Here is a 20848-nt window from a genome sequence, read left to right as displayed (position 1 = left end):
TGGGAAAGCTTGGGGGACAACCCGCCGGGGCGGGCTTGGGCTGGAATCGAGTGGGCTGGACCTCGCCGGGGCAAGGCGCTGATCCGATCGGCGTACCGCCGCTGGCGGGGCCGGGAGCCGTGATCTTAGGGATCACGTCCGGTTGCGAGGGTCGCCCACTGTGTCGAAAAAACCGCCCGCTGCTGCTAGGGCAGCGCGGGCGTTCGGTCGGCGAATCGGTGGCGAATCGGCCCCCGACCCCATGACCGGTTGGTCAGTTGCCGCCTGGTCAGTTGCCGACCTGGAGCAGCTCCACCTCAAAGATCAGGGTGGCGTTGGGGGGAATCACGCCGCCGGCGCCGCGCTCGCCGTAGGCCAGATCGGCGGGGATCACCAGCTTGCGCTTGCCGCCGACCTTCATGCCGGCGACGCCCTCATCCCAGCCCTTGATCACCCGACCGCCGCCGAGGGGGAAGGAGAAGGGGCCGCGGCCGTAGCTGCTGTCGAATTCCTTGCCGCTCTCCAGGGTGCCGCGGTAGTTCACCGAGACGGTCTGGCCGGAACTGGCTTCGGGACCGTCGCCGATCACCAGGTCGGTGATGCGCAGGCCGCTGGGGGTGGTGCGCTCCTTGGCGGCCACGAGTTCGCCGCCGAGGGCACTCGCGCCGGTGCTGGCGATCTGGGGGTCTGGGCTGTCGCTTGCCATGGCAAAGAGGGTGGGATTGGGGTCGTCGGGGTCGAGCTCGAAACCGCGGGTGGCGCTCACCACGGCCGGGGCCACAGCGGCAGCCGGGGGGCTGGCTGTGGTGGCGGCGGCCACGGTGGAGGGGGCCACCAGCTGGCTCACCAAGGCGAGGAGCAGGCAGGCCACGCAGACCGCCGAACTGATCAGGATGTCGCGCATGGCAGGGCACGTGGCGCCGTGAGCCCGCGATTCTGCCAGCGCCTGCCCTCCGGGGTTGTGGCCTCAGGCCGGGATCCCTTCACCACCACTGCCGTGCTGGCTGCCGCCGCTGGTCTCACCGCTGCCCGCGCCACCGCCGGTACTCCCGGTGGTGCGCAGCTGGCGCAGGGCCTGCTCGAGCCGATCGATGCGGCCCCGCAGCTCGTCCACCTCCCGCTGGCGGGCCAGACCCACGTCCTGCAGCAGCTGGTCGAGGTTGCGCTCCAACTGGCGCTCGGTCTGCCGTTCCAGTTCCGGGTTCTCACCGCGCAAGCTGGCCAGCACATCGTCCACCAGGGCACTGGCCTGGGCGGGATCGAGGCGGCCGCTGCTCACCCAGGCCTGGGTGACCGATCGCAGCCGATCGGCCATCAGCGAGGTGGTGCCAAGGCCGCGCAGCAAGAGCTGCTGGAGGGGGTTGGAGGGGTCCATGCCGCGGTGGCCGCTGATCAGCTGCCTCCGACCTTGGCGCTTCCGTAGCGTCGTGGCCATGGCAGAGAACCGGCGCCGTTGGTGGATCTCCGCCCCCCTGGTGGGGGGGCTGGCCGGCGCCCTGGCCGGGTTGGCGCTGCCGTCCCTGGGCTGGCCGCCGCTGCTGTGGCTGGCCCTGGTGCCGCTCTGGAGCCAAGGCCCCAGGTGGGGCGGCCTGTGGGGTCTGGTGGCGGTGCTGGTGAGCCACCGTTGGCTGTTGGGGCTCCATCCCCTCGATTGGATCGGGGTGCCGCTGCCCCTCAGCCTGCCCCTCTGCTGGCTGCTGTTGCTGCTGATCGCCCTGCTGGGCGGCGCGCTGGTGGCGGGCTGGCGCGCGCTGATGGAGGGGCTCGGGCCCGAGCGCTGGAGCACGGCCCTGCTGGGGGCGGCCCTGTGGGGCCTGGCCGAGGTGCTGCTGGCCAAGGGCCCCCTGTTCTGGATCGGCCTGGGGGCGGCGGCCCTGCCGGGCGATCGGGCCCTGGCGGGCCTGGCGCGGTTGGTGGGGGCCGGTGGGCTGGCGGCGCTGCAGCTGCTGCTCGGCTGGGGCCTGTGGCGCGTCCTGGCGTTGCTGCTGGCCGAGCGTCGGGGCTGGCGCCGGCTCCTGGCTGGCTGGCTTACCGCGCTGGCGGCCCTGCACCTGCTGGGGTGGGGGTTGTTGCACTCAGGGGAGGCCCCGGGAGCTGCAGCGCCGCTCGTACGGCTGCGGGGGACGGGCAACCCTGCCTTGGGGGCCGGTCTGGCCCTATCCGGCGCGCCCCAGCCTGGCGTGCCCCTGCCCCCCGTGCCCTTGCTGGTGGTGCAGCCGGCGATTCCCACCCGCGAGAAGTTCAGCGCCCTCCAGCAGGAGCGCCTGCTGGGCCGCTTGGCGGCGGCCCAGCGGGAGGCCAGCCAGCAACAGGCGGAGGCGGTGCTGCTGCCGGAGGGGGCCCTGGCCCTGGGCCAGGGCCTGCCGTTGCAGGCGCCTGTGGAGGTGCTCAGCGGCGGCTTCCGCCAGCAGGGCGTCGAGCAGCGCAGTGCCCTGCTGCGCTTTCCCCCAGAAGCGCTCGCCCCTGCGGGTTGGCTCGATAAGCACCGCCTGGTGCCGCTGGGGGAGTGGGTGCCCCTGGGGGGGCTGCTGCGCTGGTCAGGGCTCTCGGCGGTTGGCGGGCTCAGCTCCGGTGCGCCCTCGCGCCTGCTGAACAGACCCGCGGGCCCCATCGGCGTGGCCATCTGCTACGAGATCTCCGACGGCAGCGCCCTGGCGGCCGCCAGCCGCGGCGGGGCCCGTTGGCTCCTGGCCAGCGCCAACCTCGATCCCTATCCGTTGCTGCTGCAGCGCCAGTTCGCCGCGCTGGCCCAGCTGAGGGCGATCGAGGCGGGCCGCTGGCTGGTGAGCTCCGCCAACACCGGCCCGAGCCTGGTGGTGGATGCCGCCGGTGCGGTGCGCCAGCAGCTGCCGGCCGGCCGGCCGGCCACGGCCCTGCTCCGCGTCCAGCCCCTGCTGGGTCTCACCGCCTATGCCCGTTTGGGGGAGCTGCCCCTGCTGCTGCTGGCCCTGGCGGGGGGGCTGCTGCGCTGGCGTTGGCGCCACTGAGCGGAGACTCTCCGTGGGGCTCGGCTCTGGTTTCGGCTCTGGTTTCGGCTCGGGGCAGGGCCGTAGGGATCAGTCCCGGCTGAAGCTGGTGCTTTCGGGCGCAAACAGGAACACTTGCTCCCCGATCCGGGCGGCTGTGCCATCGAGGGCGTAGATCGCGCCCGTGAGGAAGTCCACCACTCGCTGGCCGATGGCCGGCTCCAGGCCGGAGAGATCCACCAGCAGGGTTTTCTGATCGCGAACGTGCAGCAGCGCATCGCAGCCTGCTTCGAAGGAGAGGGGGTGCACCACCACCACTTCAGGCTGCCGATTGTAAAAGGGATCCTCCATGGCCCTAAGGGTGCCTTCCCCGGCGGCCTGGGGCCAGGCCGCTTCCGATCGGATCTGGCCATGGCCCGCCTTGGAAGGCCAAGACCACCAGGAGCAAGGCCAACGCCAATCGGATTGCCATGCCGCAGCGACAGGCCGATGATCAGGCCGATGCCGGCGACCCACGGCCAGGACGGGTGCTCGCGGAGCCACTTCAACCAGGGCGGCAGCTGATCGCGCCTCTGCATCCAGCCGGAAGGTCGGCATGACCTGCCACTGTTCAGGCACCAGGGCCTGATCGCCCCTGGCGAGCACCTCACCAACCGCTGCGGGTGCTGGGCCTCAATGGCAGCGGCATGGCCCCGAGCGCGGCCAGTTTCGATCCCATCGGGCCAGACACCGTGATGCCCGAGCACGGCGCGGCCTCGGTGACGATCTCTGGAGCCGTGGACCATTGGCGCGCGCTGCTGGAGCACTTCGGCACGCAGTCGTTGGCGCGGCCGAGGGAGCCGGCGATGCCCTTGGCGGCCTTGAGGGCCTGCCCCTCGTCGCGCTGGCGACGGCCTGTGCACCAGCCTGGAAGCCGGCGTGGATCACCGGCTCGACGGCGTGGCGCTGGGATTCTGATCCAGCAGGCCCAGCACCTGGTGGTCATTCCAGCCCTCGCCGCGCCAGCGCTCGCCGAGAGCAGCGGCCACTGCACTCACGAGCAACAGCAGTGGCAGGAGGCCCGGATCGCCCTGGAGGGTGAACACGAAGGCGGCGCAGAACAGCGGGCAGCCATGGGCACCGGCAAACAGGGCGGTGGCCCCCACCGCCGCCAGCTGGGCGAGCGCATTGCTGTCGAGCGCCGGCAGCCCCTGCAGCGGGCTGATCAGCAGGGCACCGAGGGTCATGCTGTCGTGCATCAGGCCGCCTGGGGCCCCCAGCGCCAGGCTGAGCACACTGGACAGCAGGCGCCAGAGCCAGATCGCCGGAGGCCCCACGGCGTCGCCGGAGAGAGCCGCAGCCAGCGACAGGGAGCCGTCGTTGAGGCTCAGGCCGCCACTGGCCAGCGCCAGCAGGGTGAGTGAGCTCGCCAGCAGCACCGTGCCTACCAGCCGGCGCTTCGCCAGCAGCCGTTTCACCGCCGCCGCTGCCGGCAGCAGCAGCCGTACAAGCAGGGCGCCCGCGGCAGCGCCCACCAGGGTGAGCACGGTGGCCCAGCCCCACACCTCCGGCGGCAACGGCCCGAGCTCAAGGCCCGGCAGCCGCGCCGGCTGGCCCATGGTCGTGGCCACCAGGGTGCCGCTGCCCGCCAGCAGTAGCGCCGGCAACACCAGTGGCAGGCCACGGTGCTGGCCAAGCTCTTCCAGCCCGTAGGTGACGGCCAGCAGGGGCGAGCGAAACGCCGCTCCGAGGCCGGCCGCGCCACCGATCACCGCCACCAGCTGCGGGGAGAGGGAGGCCAGCAGCTGTAGCCCCGGCCAGCGGCGGCGGATCGCCAGCAGCACGCTGGCCCCGAGCGCCACCGACGGCGACTCCACGCCCACCGCCAGTCCACCCAGATGGGTGAGAAGCATCAGGGGCAGCCGCCGCAGCTGGGTGGCCAGGCTCAGCTGCTGCAACCAGCGCTCCTCACGTCCGGCCCGCTCGGAGTCGGGCGCGCGATCGAGGGCGAGCAGCGAAGCTGTGCCACCACCCCGGCCGCCGGCCAGCGGGCCCCAGGCCAGCAGCACCAGAAGGCTGGTGGCCCCAAACACCAGCAGACAGCCCAGCAGCGGCTGGGGCTGGGGCGCCAGCCAGAGGCCCCGTTGCAGGCGGAAGCCGAGTTCCGAGAGGGCCTGGTAGGGCCACAGCAGCACCCCAAACAACAGGCCCAGAAGCAGCCAGCTGCCCAGGGGTGCCACAACGGCGGAACTGGGTTCAGTCAAGGCGAACGCGCAGCGAGCCAGTGGCGCAATCCTGAACGGATTGGGTCCGCCTGGCAGCGGATGCGCGACACACGGCCCAACGCGTCATCGGGATGGGAGAGATCGTCTTCAATCCCTCGATTACGGCGCAGTCCTGGGGATTGCCATCGCAGTTCTCCAGCACGGTCAGCTCTGGGGGACTGCGTGTTGTGTGATGTGTGTTGGGCTGCCGTCCGGTTTCGGCAGTGATCGCCAGCCGTCGGCTGCTTTGGCGATCTCCCGAGCCGTTGGCACCCCAGGAGGGGGGGAGCGGGCGGCTGCCAGGACGAGACTAAGTCCAGTTCCGCCCCCAGTCAGGTACCGAACGCGTCGTGAAAAAAACCCCACCTGGCCAGGAGACAGGTGGGGTTTTTCTCAGAATGGAGCCAAGCGGACTCGAACCGCTGACCCCCTGCATGCCATGCAGGTGCTCTACCAGCTGAGCTATGGCCCCGTAGGTATCGGTGAGCTCGCGGAGCACTGGTCGCTCCGAGTGGGCCGTTGGCCCCGCTGCCGATGGGAAGAGCTTACACGGCAGCGGGTCCAGCCCCCTCACACCTGGCGCCAGACCGCCACGAGCTTGCCCTGGATCGTCACCTGGTCGGCGTCCACCAGGATCGGGGCGTAGGCCGGGTTCGCGGCTTCCAGACGTACCCGGCGGCCGTCACGGTGGAAGTGCTTGAGGGTGGTGCCGCTGCCAGGCACCAGGGCACTCACGATCGTGCCCTCCTTGAGGCGGCTGGGCTCGCCCACCGGCTCCAGCAACACCACGTCGCCATCGGCGATGTGGGCATCCACCATCGAATCTCCGTTCACGCTGAGGGCGAACAGGCCGCGGGTCTCCAGCACCGGCGCCAGGTCGAGACGTTCGCGCACGTCGTCGAAGGCCTCGATCAGCCCGCCGGCGGCCACGGCGCCCAGCACGGGGATGCCGCGGCTGAGGCTGCCCAGCAATTGCAGGGTGCGGGCCTGGCCCTCCTGCCAGGTGATCCAGCCCTTCTGCTGCAGATGGCGCAGTCGGCTCTGGATCGGGGCGGGCGAGCGCAACCCCATCGCCTCCATCATCTGGCGGATCGAGGGGCTGTGCCGGTGATCGCCGATGTAGGCCACCAGCCAGTCGTAGAGCTCCTGCTGGGCGGTGGTGAGGGGCTGCGGCTGGTCGGGGGTGGTGGCGAGGGAGCCCGCGGACCTGGCGATCACCGGCAATACGGATGAACTATCTGCCATTCATGGCAGAGATCGGCGCGCTTGTCCAGTACTGGCGAGGGATTGGGCCTCCCTGTGACCCCTGGCACCGGGGGGCGGTGAGCCGGCTTCAGTCCCCCAGCAGGGCGGCGAGCAGGGCCTGCTGGGCGTGCAGGCGGTTCTCGGCCTGGTCGAACACACGGCTGGCGCTGCCCTCGATCGCGCCGGCGCTTATCTCCTCGCCCCGGTGGGCGGGCAGGCAATGCAGCACGATGGCGCGGCTGTCGGCCTCGGCGATCAGGGCCTCATCCAGGCACCAGCCGGCGAAGGCCCGTTCCCGTTCCGCCTGTTCTTGCTCCTGCCCCATTGACGCCCACACATCGGTGTAGAGGCCGTGGGCACCCCGTACCGCCGCCACCGGCTCATGCAGCACCTCGATGCTGCACCGGCCCTGGGCAAGGTTGCGGGCCTGCTCCAGCACCGTGGGACTGGGGGCGAAGCCCTCGGGGCAGCCGATGCGCACGTTCACCCCGAGCAGGGCGCCGCCGAGCATCAGCGAGTGGGCCACGTTGTTGCCGTCGCCCACGTAGGCGAGGGTCAGGCCCCGCAGCCGCTCCAGCTCCAGGCTGCCGTCCGGGGCGGCGGCGAAGTGTTCCGCCAGGGTGAGGTAGTCGGCCAGGGCCTGGCAGGGGTGCTCCAGGTCGGTGAGGGCATTGACCACCGGAACCGTGGCCCAGTGGGCGTACTCCGCCAGCTCGGCCTGGGCAAAGGTGCGGATCGCCAGGGCGTCCACATAGCGGCTCAGCACCCTCGCCGTATCGGCCACGGGTTCCCCACGTCCCACCTGCGTGACGCTGGGGTTGAGATCAATCGTCTGGCCGCCCAGCCGTGCCATCGCCACGGTGAAGCTCACCCGGGTGCGGGTGGAGGCCTTGCTGAAGATCAGGCCGAGGCTGCGGCCGCCCAGATCCAGGTGGGTGCGGCCAGTTTTGAGGTCTGCGGCCAACAGCAGCAGTGCCTCGGTCTCGGCGGGGCTGAGGTCGGCGGAGGAGAGCAGGTCGCGGCCCTTCAGGCCGGCGAGCACCGGATGGCTGGCGCGGGGGGAGGTGGCGGCGCTCGGAACAGCCATGGACCCGTCTCAAAGAACCCTTATCCGGGATCGGAGGGCTGTCCGTCAAGGGGGGGAGGCCGCCACGGCAGGCCCAGGCCAGGTGCGATCAGGAGCCCATACAAAAAGGGGCCCTTGGGCCCCTCTGGATGCGATCCGGCCGGACCGGGGTGGATGGCCTCAGCCGCCTACGGCTGCGGCTTCCGGGAGGACGCTGCTGGCGAGCAGATTCTTGAGATCGTCGCCCTCAATCACCTCCTTCTCGAGGATCTGCTGCGAAATCGATTCGAGCAGCTCGCGGTTGTGGTGAAGGATCGAGAGGGCCCGATCGTGGGCTCGATCCACCAGACCGCGCACTTCCTTGTCGATCGCCTGGGCCGTGGAGTCGCTCACCACCCGGCGGGGATTGGAGCCGCCGCCGAGGAAGCGGCTGCCGCCCTGCTTGTCGTAGGCAAGGGGGCCGAGCGTGTCGCTCATGCCGTAGGTGCCCACCATCTGCTCGGCGATGTCGGTGGCGCGCTGCAGGTCGTTAGCGGCTCCGGTGGTCACCTCTCCGAACACGATCTCCTCGGCGCTGCGGCCCCCCAGCAGGGTGGCGATCTGGCCTTCGAGGTCTTCCTTGGAGTTGAGGAAGCGCTCTTCGGTGGGCAGCTGCAGGGTGTAGCCCAGGGCACTCATGCCGCGGGGAACGATCGAGATCTTGGCCACCTTGGCCCCGCCGGGCATGAGGTGCCCAACGATGGCGTGCCCCACTTCGTGGTAGGCCACCACCTTCTTCTCGTCGGGCTGCAGCACCCGGCTCTTCTTCTCCAGGCCCGCCACCACGCGCTCGATAGCCTCGTTGAGATCCGCCTGTTCGACACTGGTGCGGTAGGCCCGGGCTGCCAGCAGCGCGGCCTCGTTCACCAGGTTGGCCAGGTCGGCGCCGGCGAAGCCACTGGTGGCCTGGGCGATCTTGTCGAGATCGACACCGGCCGAGAGCTTCACCTTCTTGGCATAGATGTCGAGGATCTTCTTGCGACCCGAGAGATCGGGCCGGTCGACGAGCACCTGCCGATCGAAGCGACCGGGGCGCAGCAGGGCGGCGTCGAGGGTTTCAGGCTGGTTGGTGGCCGCCAGCACGATCACCGGCTTGTCCTGGGCGGCGAAGCCGTCCATCTCGGTGAGCAGTTGGTTAAGGGTCTGCTCCCGCTCGTCGTTGCCGCCGACCACGCCCATGGAGCCGGAGCGGCTCTTGCCAATGGCATCGAGTTCGTCGATGAAGATGATGCAGGGAGCCTTCTTCTTGGCCTCTTCAAACAGATCGCGCACCCGGGCTGCGCCGGCGCCCACGAACAGCTCCACGAACTCGGAGCCGGAAATGATGAAGAACGGCACGCCCGCCTCACCGGCCACCGCCTTGGACAGCAGGGTCTTGCCGGTGCCGGGGGGACCCACCAGCAGCACGCCCTTGGGGATGCGGGCGCCGATGGCCGTGTAGCGCTCGGGAGTCTTGAGGAAGTCGACGATCTCGGTGAGCTCGGCCTTGGCCTCATCGACGCCGGCCACGTCGGCGAAGGTCACCCGGGATTCCTCATCGGGCACATACACCTTGGCCTTGCTCTTGGTGAAGCTCAGGGCCCCCTGGGCCCCACCCATCTGGCGGCGGGCGAAGAACTGCAGCACCAGGATGAAGATCAGCGGCGGCACCACCCAGCTCAGCAGTGTGGTGAAGAAGCTGGGCTTCTGGGGCGGGGCGGCGGCGAACTCAACGCCTTTCTGCTCCAGGCGCTGCGGCAGCTCCATGTCGAAGATCGGCGTGGTGGCGAGCACCGTGGGTGCTCCTTCCGCCGGTGCCTCCTTCAGTTCGTAGCGGATCTGATCCTGGGTGATGTAGGCCCGCTTGACATTGCCATCATCCACCTGGTTGATGAACAGGGAGTAGGGCACTCGGGGCACCTGCTGGGCGCCCTGGTTTGGCAGGAAGCTGCTGAACAGCAGCAACACGCCGAAGCCGATCAGCACCAGGTTGATGATGCCGAAGCGCCTGTTGGGTGGGGTGTCGTCCTGGCGGATGGCCATGGGCTCGCGGGCTGGCGATTCGATGGCACCAAACTAGGTGGCCCCCCTCACCTGGCGCCTGCACCGTCAGGGGTGAGAACCGAACGCAGCAGACCCCCACCGTCCCCCCAGGCATCCCGCCAGGGTCCCGTCCCTCCTTTTCCCCGCCTGCGATGTGCGGCCGCTTCTCGCTCACCACCGCCATCGACCGGCTGCTGCCGCGCCTGGGGACGTCCCTGCCCGAGGGGCTGCTGGAGCACTATGCGCCGCGGCAGCGGATCGCCCCCGGCGAGCCGGTGCTGGTGCTGCGCCAGGAGCATGGGCGGATCGGCACGGCGTTGATGCTCTGGGGCCTCCTGCCCGAGTGGAGCCGCGATCCCCTGGCTGGACCGCGCCCCTTCAACGCCCGCAGTGAGACGGTGGCCGAGAAGGCCAGCTTCCGGGGCCCCTGGCGCCACCGCCGCTGCCTGCTGCCTTCCGATGGCTTTCTGGAGAAGGGCCGCCTGATCCGCCGCCGCGACCGGGCCCCTTTCTGGCTGGCGGGTCTCTGGGACCGCTGGATCGGACCGGAGGGCAGCGAGGTCGAGAGCTGCTGTGTGCTCACCACCGCCGCCAACGGCCTGATCCGCCCCTTGCACGATCGGATGCCCGTGATCCTTCCCGACGGTCTTGAGCAGGCCTGGCTGGCGCCCGCCGATGGGCCGCAGCTGCGGGCCCTGCAGCCACTGCTGGAGGGCTGGGATCCGATGGGCTGGGAGCTGCTGGAGCCCGCGGTAAGGCGGGATCACCCCCGGCGCGCGCGGTCGGCGGGCACGCCGGCTGCCTCTGGCGAGGTCGCAGGGCCCGGGGCCGCCCAGTTGGATCTGTTCCGCTGAGGGGCCCACAATCGAGCCAGATCGGCTGGAGCCTGGTTCCCTGTCCCCCGCGCCCCCGCCGCCCGCCTCACCGCTGCCATCCGCCTCTGCCCAGGTCCTGCGGCGGCTCCATCGCAGCTACAACCAGCTGTTGGTGCTCTGCGTGGTGCTGATCGGCGCCTATGCCCTGCCCGCGGGCCTGAACCGGCTGGTGGTGATGGCGTGTTTCACCTTGATGCCGCTGGTGCTGCTGCGGGGAATCGGCCATGGCAGCCCCGCCCTGCCGTTGCAGCCCTGGGCTCGCCGCGGCTACCGCGTGCTGGGCCTGCTGAGCCTCCTGGCCTTCCTGTTCTGGACCTTCACCCCGCTGGGGCTGCGCCACAGCGGGCTGCCGGTGCTGGTGCTCTGGACCCTGTTCGTCGGCTGGAGCAGCGTCCGGCTGGTGAAGGGGCTGGCCCGTGAGCCTCTGGTCAACGGGCCGGTCCTGCAGGGGGCCATGGCCGGCTATCTGCTGCTCGGCATGACCGCCGGTCTGCTGTTCGCTGCCCTGGAAACCCTGCATCCCGGCAGCTTCACCAGCGTGCACCACGCCGGTGGACAGCTGGTGGCGCCCTGGGCCCTGAGCCTGGACCACGACCCCCTCGTGTACCAGGTGGACATGGTTCGCTTCCACTACTACGCCCTGGTGACGCTCACCACCACGGGTTACGGCGACATCCTGCCGGTGACCCCCCAGGCCCAGATGGCCAGCATGGCGCTGGCCCTGGTGGGCACCGTCTATGTGGCGGTGGTGATGGCGCTGCTGATCAGCCGGCTCACGGTGCAGGAGTCGGCGGGCCCGCGTCGCGGCCCGCCGGGGAGCGATGGCGATGGGATCTAGAGCGTGAGCTCCCAGAGCAGGTCGCGATCCAGACGCTGCAGCCGCAGGTCGCCCAGCGATGCGGCCGCGTTCACATCCACCAGCTCCAGATCGCCCAGGGGCGTGCGGGCTGCGTCGCCCCCCAGCAGCTTCGGGGCCACCACGGCGGCCAGCTGCTGGATGCAGCCCTGGCGCAGGGCTGCGGCGGCCAGCTCCGGACCGCACTCCCACAGCACCTGGTTGCAGCCCCGCTCGGCCAGGGCCTGCATCAGGGTGTCGGGCTCGCAGGGCTCCAGCAACAGCCGCTCCACCCCCAGGCCATCGAGGTGGAAGCGGAACCGCCCGGGGGCGCCGTAGCCGTGGGCCACCAGGGTGGGAGCCGCGGTCTGCTCCCAGAGGCGGGCGCCATCGGGCAGATCGAGGCGGCGGCTCAGCACCACCCGCAGCGGTTCCGGTTGGCGCCCGCCGCGGCTGGTGAGCAGGGGGTCGTCAGCGCGCACGGTGCCACCTCCCACGATCACCGCATCGCAGCTGGCCCGCAGCCGGTGCACCCAGGCGCGGGCGGCCGGGCCGCTGATCCACTGGCTGGAGCCGTTGGGCAGGGCCGTGCGGCCATCCAGGCTCATCGCCCACTTGAGGATCCCCAGGGGCCGGCCTCTGCTCACCCTGTGCACGAAGGCACGGTTCAGGGCCCGGGCCTCGGTCTCGCCGACCCCCTCCACCACCTCGATGCCGGCGGCCCGCAGCTCCGCCAGTCCCTGGCCGGCCACGCGCGGGTCTGGGTCGGTCATGGCCACCACCACCCGGGCCACCCCGGCGGCTACCAGGGCCTGGCTGCAGGGGGGCGTGCGGCCGTGGTGGCAGCAGGGCTCCAGGGTCACCACGGCGGTGCCGCCCCGGGCCCGTGTGCCGGCCTGGCGCAGGGCCCCCACCTCGGCGTGGGGCTCGCCGGTGCGGGCGTGGTAGCCCTCGCCCACCAGCTGGCCGGCGGCATCGAGCACCACGCAGCCCACCTGGGGGTTGGGGCTGGTGCGGCCGGCCCCGAGGGCCGCCAGTTGCAGCGCCCGCCGCATCCAAGGCAACCAGGTGCTGGGTGGCGCCGTGGCCGCGGGCTGGGTCACCGTCATGACGCGCCGGCCTCCCGCCAGTCGGGCAGGCTGCGCCACTCGCCCACCACGTAGGGCGGCACGGGCAGCTCCACGAACACACCGGGCAGCGCCAGCCGCAGGGGGCGGTTCTGTTGCAGGTCCGCCAGCAGCGGCGCCAGGTCGAACTCGGCGGCGGCATCGCGGCCGTCGAGCGCCAACTTGGGGTTGGCGGTGGTGATGTCGTCCAGTTGCCAGCTCTGGCGGCCGGACCGCACCAGAAGTGCTGTGGGGTGATCGAGGCGCACCTTGCCCGGGTAGCCCACGATCCGCAGGGTCACCGGCCCACCGGGCTGGCCCTGCCGGTAGGCCACCACCTGCCAGCTTCGGTAGTCGAGGTCCCGCAGGCTCTCGAGGCTGCGCACCACCGGCGCGCCGTTCTCATCCGGGTGGGCGTGCACCTGGGCGACGGCCGCAGGTGGCGCAGCCAGCCAGGCCAGCAGCGCGATCGCCAGGGCCAGCAGGGGCCGCAGCGGCCCTGGCGACGTCTGCGGCCTGGGGGTGGACAGGGTCATGGAGCGATGGGGCTTGCGGTGAGGACCATGGGGCCAGCCTGCCTGGGGGCCGTCAGGCTTCCCGTTCGGCGCCGGGGATGGGCTGCCAGCCCGTGTGGGTGGCCCACAGTCCCCAGATCGCCATGGCCCGCAGGTAGTGGCAGGCGCGGAAGGTGTTGACGCCGGTGATGGCCTCCGGGGTGCGGAACTGCAGGCCGCCCGCGTACACCTGCTCCACCACGGCGCCGGTAATGGCGAAGGCGGTGCTGGTGTCGCCCATCAGCCGGTAGTAGGAGGCCAGGCCGAAGTTGATGCCGGTCCACACCTCCAGGGGATGGGTGCCGTTGGGATCGAGGGGCGTGCCGTCGCGGCGCAGGCCGTTGGCCACGCCCAGCTGTCCGCCCTGGAAGCCCTCGAAGCAGGCCTCCTTCACGGCCTTCAGCGAACTCTGGGCTCGCTCGCCGGCCACCACGGGCGGAAGCCCCAGCAGGCGGGCGTAGAAGTCGCCGCAGAGCTGGTCGGCCATCACCACCGGCGTGCCGCTCTCGGCATCGATGTTGTAGTACTCGCCGTTCCAGAGCAGGCGGTCGAAGTTGGCACGGGACTGCTCCAGCCAGCCGCTGAATTCCCGCTGTTCGCTCGACGTGTCCAGCCCCATGGCGAGCTGGAGTTGCTGGGCCATCGCCAGTGCCGCCTCCAGGGCGGCGATCCACAGCGCCCCGCAGTAGGCGCTCACCCCCTTGAGGGGCCAGTCGTCGAAGGTCTGGTCGGGGGCGCCGCCGTTGTCGGGCAGGCCGTCGCCATTGGCGTCAAAGGTCTTCAGGTAGCGCAGGGCCTGTACCGCCGCGGGCCAGCAGTCCGCCAGGAAGCGCAGGTCCTCGCCGCCGGGGGCCAGCTTGAAGGTGCGCCACACCTGCAGCACGTAGTCACTGGCCAGGTCCTTCCAGAGGTTGCAGTCCTGGTAGGCGGTGTAGTTGCTGGCATCCCAGGGGCGCTCGTTGGGGGCGCCCAGGTCGTGGGGGGTGGCGCCGGCCACTTTGCGGGCGGCCTCGACGCGGCCCTTGCCCTGGGTGAAATACCAGCCGATCGGCCGTGGTGTGGGGTCTGCGGCGGGGATGGTGCGGGCGAAGCTGCGCAGCACCGCCTTGTCGAGCTCAGGCCAGAGCTGCAGCAGGGCGAAGGAGCCGTAGAGACGCACATCGAGGCTCTCGTACCAGGCGTAGTCGAGGCACTCGAGCACGCCGAAGCGGCCCACGGGATCGCTGGGGCTGGCGGCACTCCAGAGGCTGCCGCCGGAGGCGAGGTCGTAGAGCTCGTTGAACAGTGCCATCCGCAGCGGTTCAGGGATGTCGGTCCGCTCCAGCACCGGCTGCTGCCAGGCGTCGATCTGGGTGCGCCAGTCGCGCCAGTCGCGCAGGGCCTCGGCGGCAATTGCCGCGGCGTTGTCGCCGCCGGCGCCGTAGAAGTCGGTGTAGCGGCGCAGGTCGCGCACGCCGCTGGCGAAGGCGGTCACGGGCAGGTCCCAGGCGATCACCACCGGGATCTCCACGCTGGCGCCCGGCGCCAGCCGCAGCCGCACGGCCAGGGCGGCGCTGGCCGGATCGGCGTCGCCGCTGCGGCGGTCGTTGTTGCTGTCGGGGATTGAGCCGTCCCGCGCGAAGGGCTCCCAGAGTTCGGCGCCCGTGCCGGCGGGGTTCCAGCGGCTGCAGCGCTGGATCTGGGGTGCTCCCACCCCGAGTGGACCGCTGACCCCCGCCCCGGCCAGCTCCGTCCCCTCGGGCAGCGCCAGGCACCACTGGCCCTCGCCTTCCCCGATCGGGCTGGAGAGTTCGCCCTCCAGCAGCACGCCCCGCAGGCCCGGCTGGTCGATCCAGCGGTTGCGCTGGCCGGCGCTGCGGCCGACGGCGGGCAGGTAGTTGTGTTCGGGGCTGCCGTCGTCGCGGAAGTGGACGGCCGCCGAGGCGTCGGTGTTGGTGAACCAGCCCGTGGTGTTGCGCCAGCTCAGCAGCAGCGAGAGATCGAGGGGCTGGTCGGTGGGGTTGGTGAGGCTCCAGCGGAACACCACCACCGGGTAGCTGCTGCGCTGGTAGTCGCCGGGCAGGATCGGGCTGAAGGCCTCGCAGGCCACGTCGGCGTCGAACACGCCCTCGTAGCTGGTCCAGGTGAGGGGATACCGGGCGGCGTAGGTGCCGGTGCGCTGTTCGGCGCTGCTGGCCGGGTACCAGCTCCAGGCGCCCAGGGGCTCTCCCGCCTCGGGGCGGCTGGCATCCCGCTCCGGCTTCACCGCCAGGGCGTGGGCGCGGCTGTGCTCCCCATCGCTCTCAAACAGGGCGAACTGGCAGTCGGGCAGGGTGCCGAACCAGTGCTCGCCGCCGTCGAGGTGCCAGAGGTTGAAGCTGCCGTCGGGGCCTCGGCCGATGCAGCCGGCACCGAAGCCCCCCAGGGGAGCGCCGTGGTTGGGGCCGTCGTCGAGGTTGCTGGCGTAGCGGACGGTGTAGGGCCGTTCCCAGCCCAGGCCGAAGGGCCGGCTCCAGCTCGCGGCCGGCGCCTGCCAGCTGGAGCCGGCCGAGCGGCCGGAGCCCTGGCCCCGCAGCAGCGATCTCAGGGCGGAGAGGCCGAAGCGCGCCATGGGGCCACGAAAAGTGCGCCCAGCTTGTCAGAGCTGGCTGGTGGGGCGGGCTGGCGGTGGGTCAGCCCGACTCAGGCTCAGCGCTCGGGCCCTGGAAGCCGCCACCCAGCTCCTGGTCCACCAGGGCGTCGAGGGTGACGGCGGAGCGCACCAGGGCCTGGTAGCGCTGCACCACGCGGCGGTTGCGCTCGATCCAGTTGCCGGCATCCCCGCCGCCCAGGCCGTTGCTGTCGCCGGCGAGCAGCTCCAGCTCCTTCTGCTGGGCCAGCAGGGCCAGCACCAGCTCGTGGATGCGCTGGCGGCGATCGCTCATCGGGGCAGGGGAGCGGGCGGCTGAGCATCATGGCGCCAGTGGCGGGGAAGGCCCTGGGCAGCGAGGCGATGGCGGGCAGGCCCGGCGTGCTGGAGGTGGTCGGCAACGATGCCGGTGGCCTCGCTGCACTTCCGCTGGCGGCGCAGGCGCTGATCCGCTCGGCGGCCCTGGTGGCGGGTCCGCGGCGGCTGCTCGGCGAGCTGCAGCCCTGGTGGGCCGCGCAGGCCGCCGCGGGGCTGCTGCCTCCCCAGGCGACCTGCCCCGAGCTGGTACCCACCGATCGCCCGGAGGCGGCCTGGCCGGCCCTGGAGGTGGCCCTCGCCGACGGTCGGCCGGCGGTGCTGCTGGCGAGCGGCGATCCGCTCTGGTTCGGCATCGGCCGGCTGCTGCTGCAGCGCTTCGGCCCGGAACGGCTGCGCTTCCACCCGGCCCCGAGCTCCCTGCAGCTCGCCTTCGCCCGCCTCGGTCGCCCCTGGCAGGACGCCAGCTGGATCAGCCTGCACGGCCGCGACCCCGAGCCCCTGGCGGCAGCCCTGCAGAAGCGCCCCCCCGCCCTGGCGGTGCTCACCGACCCCAGCCGCGGCGGTGCTGAGGAGGTGCGCCGGATCCTGGCGGCCTCGGGCCTGGAGATGGCCTATGCCGTTTGGCTGTGCGAGCGGCTGGGGCACCCCGAGGAGCGGGTGCAGCGGCTTGACCCCGGCGACCCCCTGCCGGCCGATTGCGATCCCCTGCACCTGGTGCTGCTGATTGCCGAGCCAGCCGCGCCCCTCGTCGATCCCGCCGCCCTGCCCCTGTTCGGCCTCGACGACGGCCTGTTCCTCCAGCACGACGACCGCCCCGGTCTGATGACCAAGCGGGAGGTGCGCATTCAGCTGCTGGCGGATCTGGAGCTACCCGAGCGCGGCGTGCTCTGGGATATCGGCGCTGGCGTGGGCTCGGTGGGGCTGGAGGCCCTGCGGCTGCGGCCGGGCCTGGCGGGCTGGTTCCTGGAGCAACGGGGTGGATCGGCGCCGCTCATCGCCACCAATGCCGAGCGGCTGGGGGTGCGGCCGGCGGGGATCTTGGAGGGCCGGGCTCCCGAGGCCCTCGCTGCCCTGCCGGACCCCGATCGGGTGCTGATCGGCGGCGGCGGCCGCGCGCGTGCGGTGGTGCTGGCGGCGGTGCTGGAGCGGCTGCTGCCCGGCGGGGTGGTGGTGATCCCCCTAGCCACGGTGGAGGCGTTGGCGGAGCTGCGGCCGCAGTTGGAGCTGGCTGGCTGCCGGGTGGTGGTGAGTCAGCACCAGGCCTGGCGCGGGGCGCCGCTGGCCGACGGAACACGCCTGGCGCCGCTCAACCCGGTGTTGGTGTTGAAGGGGAGTCGGGCCTGAAGCGGCCGGCAGTGGGGCGGATCGGCCTGGTTCTGCGGGCTCCGGAGGAGCGGGGCCCGCTGCGGTTGGCCTGCTGGGGCCTCGCCTATTTGTCAGGTGAGCCGATGCTGCGGTTGGCGCGTAAGTGATCTGCTTAGGTGATATCAATGAACAGCCAGTGGATAGTGGCTTAAATCAGTGACTGGCCAGCTCATTGAACTGTATTGATTCTGTCTGACGAGGTGCAACGGGGGGATTAACTTTTCCCTGGCCTGCTCGGTGAGTCTGCCTGGTTAATTCTCGCGTCGCTAGTGACCGTGAATGTATCGCATCGTGCTTCCCTTTATGGCTATTGGCTTATGATTATCAAGATTGTGCTTGGGCGAAAGGCATGAAGATCGGAAAAGTCAGTCACATGCTCCCAGTGGCTTGTCTGGCGGGCTTGGCCTTGGCCGTTTCCCCGGTCATGGCCTCGGGTGTCCTCACCGTCACCCGTCCGGTGATCCTGCGCGAGGCTCGCGTCGTCATGAATCTCGATCATGCAGCCTTTGAAGGCGACAATCCAACCGGCCTTAACTTCCTGGATCAGATCATGCGAGATTTTCGTGCGGCTGGCACGAGATCACGTGTTATTGCCATTGCCCATGGAGAGCTTGGCTACCTTCTTCTCGATGATGTCCGCTACAATCAGGTGCGGCGCACCAGCCGGGGCAATCCATACAAGAACATCATTCTCAATCTTCAGCAGCAAGGGGTTAAATTTGAGGAATGTGCCGTTACTGCCCGGGCCAATGGCTGGGTGAATGGTGATTTCCTGCCTGGTGTGGCGATCGTGACATCTGCGAATCTGCGAATCCTGCAGCTGGTCGGCGAGGACTACGTGCAGATCCAGCCCTAGCCTTCATTGATTCGTCGCGTCAGTGTCGCTTTCGGTTCAGATCTATAGAATGGTTCTCAGATCGAGCTGTGCATGTGACCCTCGCATCCATTCCCTTCCCTGTTGCGCCGATGGCGGCCCAGGCTCTCTCCCGGGGTCTGAGCGGATTGATGGAGGTTGATGGCGGGGCCACCGCTGAGCAGCGGCGTGTCTTCACGGCCTTGGCCACCCACCTCCTGGGGCAGGAGTCGACGGCGCTGGCGGTGCTGTCTCCTCTTGGTCCCGATCGGCTGGCAGAGGAGCTCGTTGATCCCTGTTGGCGCCGCTTGTTCCTTCAGGTCGCCATCATTCTGGATCTCTGTCGACATCCCAAGAGCGAAGCGCAGCTGAAGAATCTGGAAGCCTATGCGGAGGCCCTCCAAGTCGATCCGCCGCAGCTCAAGATCGTCCGTGATTTTGCCCATCTCTCCGCGGTTGAGGCAACGAATCGATTCGTTCGCCTCTATGAAAATTACATGCCGGAGCTCTCAGAGAACTATCGTCATCAGCCTGGAGAGGGCAGGCAAAATTACGATGATTCATTTTTTGAGGCTGTTGAGCGATTGGCTGAGATGCCAGAAGGCAGCTTGGGCTGGGCCTTCATTCAGCTCTACGAACGCAATGGCATGACTGTGCCGAGTCGAAGCACTCCGAATCCCGGTTACTACGTTTGCCATGATATGAATCACGTGATTACGGGTTATGAGCCCACGGGCCCCGGTGAGATCGCTCTGGGTGCATTCAAGCTGGCACTCAATAACAGCGATGCCAACTGGATGGCCTCGCTCACGAATTTCCTCATCCATGAAGTGGGTCTCTTTAAGCACGGAACTAACCTGCAATTCATCCCCTATGGTGGTGGTGGAGAGCCGTATCATGGAGTTGATGGCCGCTGCGGGGCCCTCGATCTTCCGGGCTCGCCGGAGCTCCTCGCAGAGGCTCTCGTGCGGGGATCCGCCTGTTCGGGGGACTTCAGCCAGCTGGATCATCTGGCCATCGCTGCGCAACCGCTGCGGGAGATTCGCCGCCAGTTTCATGTCCTGCCACTGCGGCGACCCATGATCGATCAACCTGATCTCTGGCCGAGCAGCTACTGAGTCACTCCTCCGGAACGGCGCCCTTCCCCAGTTGTCACTGGACCGGCCGGGCGCTCCTGGCCATCGATGAAGGACGCCAGGTCCCAGGCCTCCTGATCGGTGAGATTTCCACCGAAGCCACGGGGCATGTTCGCCCGCAGGAAGGGAGCCATCTTGGCCGACTCCGCCAGTCCAGCCTGTCGGTTGAAGGAGTGGGGGCCCCAGAGTGCCGGGCGGTAGTAGCGACCATCGTCGTAGCGTCCCTGGCCCTGGACGTTGTGGCAGAAGGCGCATTTCTGCCGGAAGATCTCCTGCCCCCGTGCTGCATTGCCGCTGAGGAGTGCAATCGGCGGGAAGGCCGTGGCAGGAGTTTGGAGGCCCCGAGCTTTCGCCTGCTCATCGAGCCATTGCATGTAGACGATGAAGGCCTGCATCGTGGGCTCGCCTGCCTCCAGTGGCAAGGGGTGCCCATTGAGGCTGTGGGAAAAGCACAGGTTGATACGTCGCTGTAGATCCTGAGTCTGGGGATAGTTGTATTTTCGGGTCATGCCCAGCCAGGGGGAGGCCTGGGTGTTGCCACCGGCATCGAGATGGCAACTGGCGCAGTGCAGCCGAGCCGTGGGCACCTGCGCCGGCAGCTCCTCATAGGTCGCCGTGCTGAGCGTGTAGCCGCGCAGGATGCTGTCCCAGTTCTGCCTGTCCCACCTGGTGCGTGGGGCCGCAGGCGGCGGCACGACCCTTGGGTCGGGACGGCGAGGGTAGGCCTCGGAGAAGGTGAAGCTGAAGTCTGAGGACACATACCGTTCTCTCTTGCTGCTGCGTGCCATGGCGTGGCAGCCCATGCAGGAAGAGCTGGTCTGGATGTAGGTCTCCATCGTGGTGTTGGCCAGTAGGCCCGGACGCACGGAGAAGACCGTTGTGGGCTGCCGGGCCGAGGTTTCGGACAGCGCCGCAGCCGGAGGCAGGGGCCACTGGGCCCCGACCAGTTCGTAGTTCCGCCACACCGAGGCCGGCAGCGACGCCTGGATCTGTCGATTCAGCTCCTGGAGGTTGTCATTGGACTCGTCGGCGCGGGCACAGTCGGGTTCCCTGGAGGGGATCGGTGTGAGCCGGGTGACCTGATTCGGAAACCCCGGGGGGCCCTGCCGATTGGTCAGACAGTCGCTGCAGTGGGGATTGCGAAAGGACGGGTCCGCACCCTCCACATTGTCGATCTGTTCGTAGGTGGTCCAGATCCACTGCGGTGCGCTTGCGGTCTTCTGCATCGCGTGCAGGCCGACGAGGCCCACCAGGCGTCGCCGCGGTGTGGACCCTGCCGGGTCGTCGGGGTCCCAGATATCGGCTGTCCTGGTGTAGAAGCGCGACTGCTCACCCGGCTCGAGTTCACGCCAGGCGGCCTTGATCAGGATCGATCCCTCCGGCGCGGAGATGTGCTCCAGGGCCGCCTGGCGGTCGGCCTGGAACAGTCCGTGCGTCACCACATAGTCGTAGAGGGTCCGGTTCATCCGGATCTCGTAGTGCACCAGACGCCCGCGTTGGTCGGTGAGCGTGCCCGGGAAGGCACCGCTGGCCTTCGTGGGCTGGAACGCGTCATCCAGCGGATGGTGAACCTTGCTGAGGCGGAACAGCTGCTTCACAGGGCCGCTCCGCGCTGCAGCCCTGGTCACGACGTCTCCG

Annotated in this window: 18 protein-coding genes and 1 tRNA gene; 6 read left to right on the top strand and 13 right to left on the bottom strand. The window is 69.8% G+C overall.

Features of this window, described 5'->3' with window-relative positions; translation table 11 throughout:
- Nucleotides 1-268: 268 nt before the first annotated feature.
- Both CJZ98_RS03545 and CJZ98_RS03540 read right to left on the bottom strand, forming a co-directional pair.
- Entirely contained in the window at nt 269-883 is a 615-nt protein-coding gene (locus tag CJZ98_RS03545; RefSeq protein WP_094588414.1) for an FKBP-type peptidyl-prolyl cis-trans isomerase, read from the bottom strand.
- Between the two features lie 63 nt (nt 884-946).
- Entirely contained in the window at nt 947-1354 is a 408-nt protein-coding gene (locus CJZ98_RS03540; RefSeq protein WP_232756183.1) for a phasin family protein, read from the bottom strand.
- A 58-nt stretch (nt 1355-1412) separates the two neighbouring features.
- Between CJZ98_RS03540 and CJZ98_RS03535 the strand changes: the two genes are divergently transcribed.
- Nucleotides 1413-2966: an apolipoprotein N-acyltransferase gene (locus CJZ98_RS03535; protein WP_094588412.1), complete on the top strand. Its 1554-nt coding sequence runs from the start codon at nt 1413-1415 to the stop codon at nt 2964-2966.
- 69 nt (nt 2967-3035) lie between these two features.
- Here the strand turns inward: CJZ98_RS03535 and CJZ98_RS03530 are convergent, their stop codons facing one another.
- The 6 genes from CJZ98_RS03530 to ftsH all read right to left on the bottom strand — a co-directional run bounded on the left by CJZ98_RS03530 (nt 3036) and on the right by ftsH (nt 9560).
- On the bottom strand, nt 3036-3296 hold the full coding sequence (locus CJZ98_RS03530) for a cell division protein SepF (RefSeq protein ID WP_094588410.1): 261 nt from the start codon (nt 3294-3296) through the stop codon (nt 3036-3038).
- Between the two features lie 572 nt (nt 3297-3868).
- Nucleotides 3869-5188, bottom strand: a complete 1320-nt coding sequence (locus tag CJZ98_RS03525) for a chloride channel protein (RefSeq protein ID WP_094588408.1) — start codon at nt 5186-5188, stop codon at nt 3869-3871.
- A 399-nt stretch (nt 5189-5587) separates the two neighbouring features.
- Nucleotides 5588-5660 (bottom strand) — tRNA-Ala (locus CJZ98_RS03520).
- Nucleotides 5661-5758: 98 nt separating this feature from the next.
- On the bottom strand, nt 5759-6406 hold the full coding sequence (lexA, locus tag CJZ98_RS03515; protein ID WP_232756164.1) for a transcriptional repressor LexA: 648 nt from the start codon (nt 6404-6406) through the stop codon (nt 5759-5761).
- Between the two features lie 115 nt (nt 6407-6521).
- Nucleotides 6522-7520, bottom strand: a complete 999-nt coding sequence (gene argF / locus CJZ98_RS03510) for an ornithine carbamoyltransferase (RefSeq protein ID WP_094588404.1) — start codon at nt 7518-7520, stop codon at nt 6522-6524.
- 159 nt (nt 7521-7679) lie between these two features.
- Nucleotides 7680-9560, bottom strand: a complete 1881-nt coding sequence (gene ftsH / locus CJZ98_RS03505) for an ATP-dependent zinc metalloprotease FtsH (RefSeq protein ID WP_094588402.1) — start codon at nt 9558-9560, stop codon at nt 7680-7682.
- A gap of 152 nt (nt 9561-9712) precedes the next feature.
- Here ftsH and CJZ98_RS03500 point away from each other — a divergent pair, with 152 nt between their 5' ends.
- On the top strand, nt 9713-10414 hold the full coding sequence (locus tag CJZ98_RS03500) for an SOS response-associated peptidase (RefSeq protein WP_094588400.1): 702 nt from the start codon (nt 9713-9715) through the stop codon (nt 10412-10414).
- A gap of 133 nt (nt 10415-10547) precedes the next feature.
- The gene (locus CJZ98_RS03495) at nt 10548-11273 is read left to right on the top strand and encodes a potassium channel family protein (RefSeq protein ID WP_232756182.1); all 726 of its coding nucleotides are present in this window, start codon (nt 10548-10550) and stop codon (nt 11271-11273) included.
- Here CJZ98_RS03495 and ribD read toward each other — a convergent pair.
- The 4 genes from ribD to CJZ98_RS03475 all read right to left on the bottom strand — a co-directional run bounded on the left by ribD (nt 11270) and on the right by CJZ98_RS03475 (nt 15833).
- On the bottom strand, nt 11270-12379 hold the full coding sequence (gene ribD / locus CJZ98_RS03490; protein WP_232756163.1) for a bifunctional diaminohydroxyphosphoribosylaminopyrimidine deaminase/5-amino-6-(5-phosphoribosylamino)uracil reductase RibD: 1110 nt from the start codon (nt 12377-12379) through the stop codon (nt 11270-11272). The genes CJZ98_RS03495 and ribD overlap by 4 nt on opposite strands.
- The gene (locus CJZ98_RS03485) at nt 12376-12912 is read right to left on the bottom strand and encodes a DUF3122 domain-containing protein (protein ID WP_094588397.1); all 537 of its coding nucleotides are present in this window, start codon (nt 12910-12912) and stop codon (nt 12376-12378) included. Before CJZ98_RS03485 ends, ribD begins: the two co-directional genes overlap by 4 nt.
- A 52-nt stretch (nt 12913-12964) precedes the next feature.
- Entirely contained in the window at nt 12965-15520 is a 2556-nt protein-coding gene (locus tag CJZ98_RS03480) for a GH116 family glycosyl hydrolase (protein ID WP_094588395.1), read from the bottom strand.
- 61 nt (nt 15521-15581) lie between these two features.
- Nucleotides 15582-15833 (bottom strand): hypothetical protein, encoded by a 252-nt coding sequence (locus tag CJZ98_RS03475; RefSeq protein WP_094588393.1) that lies wholly within the window; start codon nt 15831-15833, stop codon nt 15582-15584.
- Nucleotides 15834-15862: 29 nt separating this feature from the next.
- On the opposite strand from CJZ98_RS03475, the gene cbiE reads away from it, so the two are divergent.
- The 3 genes from cbiE to CJZ98_RS18140 all read left to right on the top strand — a co-directional run bounded on the left by cbiE (nt 15863) and on the right by CJZ98_RS18140 (nt 19192).
- Nucleotides 15863-17200: a precorrin-6y C5,15-methyltransferase (decarboxylating) subunit CbiE gene (gene cbiE / locus CJZ98_RS03470; protein ID WP_232756162.1), complete on the top strand. Its 1338-nt coding sequence runs from the start codon at nt 15863-15865 to the stop codon at nt 17198-17200.
- 427 nt (nt 17201-17627) lie between these two features.
- A complete protein-coding gene (locus tag CJZ98_RS03465) occupies nt 17628-18077 on the top strand; it encodes a hypothetical protein (RefSeq protein WP_198537457.1) in 450 nt (149 codons plus the stop codon).
- Nucleotides 18078-18151: 74 nt separating this feature from the next.
- Entirely contained in the window at nt 18152-19192 is a 1041-nt protein-coding gene (locus CJZ98_RS18140; protein ID WP_157910848.1) for a hypothetical protein, read from the top strand.
- Here CJZ98_RS18140 and CJZ98_RS03450 read toward each other — a convergent pair.
- On the bottom strand, nt 19186-20838 hold the full coding sequence (locus CJZ98_RS03450) for a c-type cytochrome (protein WP_232756161.1): 1653 nt from the start codon (nt 20836-20838) through the stop codon (nt 19186-19188). The genes CJZ98_RS18140 and CJZ98_RS03450 overlap by 7 nt on opposite strands.
- Nucleotides 20839-20848 lie beyond the last annotated feature (10 nt).

The organism is Vulcanococcus limneticus LL (genome assembly GCF_002252705.1).
GTDB classification, from domain to species: domain Bacteria; phylum Cyanobacteriota; class Cyanobacteriia; order PCC-6307; family Cyanobiaceae; genus Vulcanococcus; species Vulcanococcus limneticus.
The sequence above is the reverse complement of the archived record's forward strand: the minus strand, read 5'-3'. Positions and strand labels throughout refer to the sequence as shown.

Coding starts and splice junctions, on each gene's coding strand:
- CJZ98_RS03535 (WP_094588412.1), top strand. CDS start 1,413: ATGGCAGAGAACCGGCGCCGTTGGTGGATCTCCGCCCCCCTGGTGGGG.
- CJZ98_RS03485 (WP_094588397.1), bottom strand. CDS start 12,912: ATGACCCTGTCCACCCCCAGGCCGCAGACGTCGCCAGGGCCGCTGCGG.
- ribD (WP_232756163.1), bottom strand. CDS start 12,379: ATGACGGTGACCCAGCCCGCGGCCACGGCGCCACCCAGCACCTGGTTG.
- ftsH (WP_094588402.1), bottom strand. CDS start 9,560: ATGGCCATCCGCCAGGACGACACCCCACCCAACAGGCGCTTCGGCATC.
- argF (WP_094588404.1), bottom strand. CDS start 7,520: ATGGCTGTTCCGAGCGCCGCCACCTCCCCCCGCGCCAGCCATCCGGTG.
- CJZ98_RS03480 (WP_094588395.1), bottom strand. CDS start 15,520: ATGGCGCGCTTCGGCCTCTCCGCCCTGAGATCGCTGCTGCGGGGCCAG.
- CJZ98_RS03530 (WP_094588410.1), bottom strand. CDS start 3,296: ATGGAGGATCCCTTTTACAATCGGCAGCCTGAAGTGGTGGTGGTGCAC.
- CJZ98_RS03540 (WP_232756183.1), bottom strand. CDS start 1,354: ATGGACCCCTCCAACCCCCTCCAGCAGCTCTTGCTGCGCGGCCTTGGC.
- CJZ98_RS03500 (WP_094588400.1), top strand. CDS start 9,713: ATGTGCGGCCGCTTCTCGCTCACCACCGCCATCGACCGGCTGCTGCCG.
- CJZ98_RS03545 (WP_094588414.1), bottom strand. CDS start 883: ATGCGCGACATCCTGATCAGTTCGGCGGTCTGCGTGGCCTGCCTGCTC.
- CJZ98_RS03475 (WP_094588393.1), bottom strand. CDS start 15,833: ATGAGCGATCGCCGCCAGCGCATCCACGAGCTGGTGCTGGCCCTGCTG.
- cbiE (WP_232756162.1), top strand. CDS start 15,863: ATGGCGCCAGTGGCGGGGAAGGCCCTGGGCAGCGAGGCGATGGCGGGC.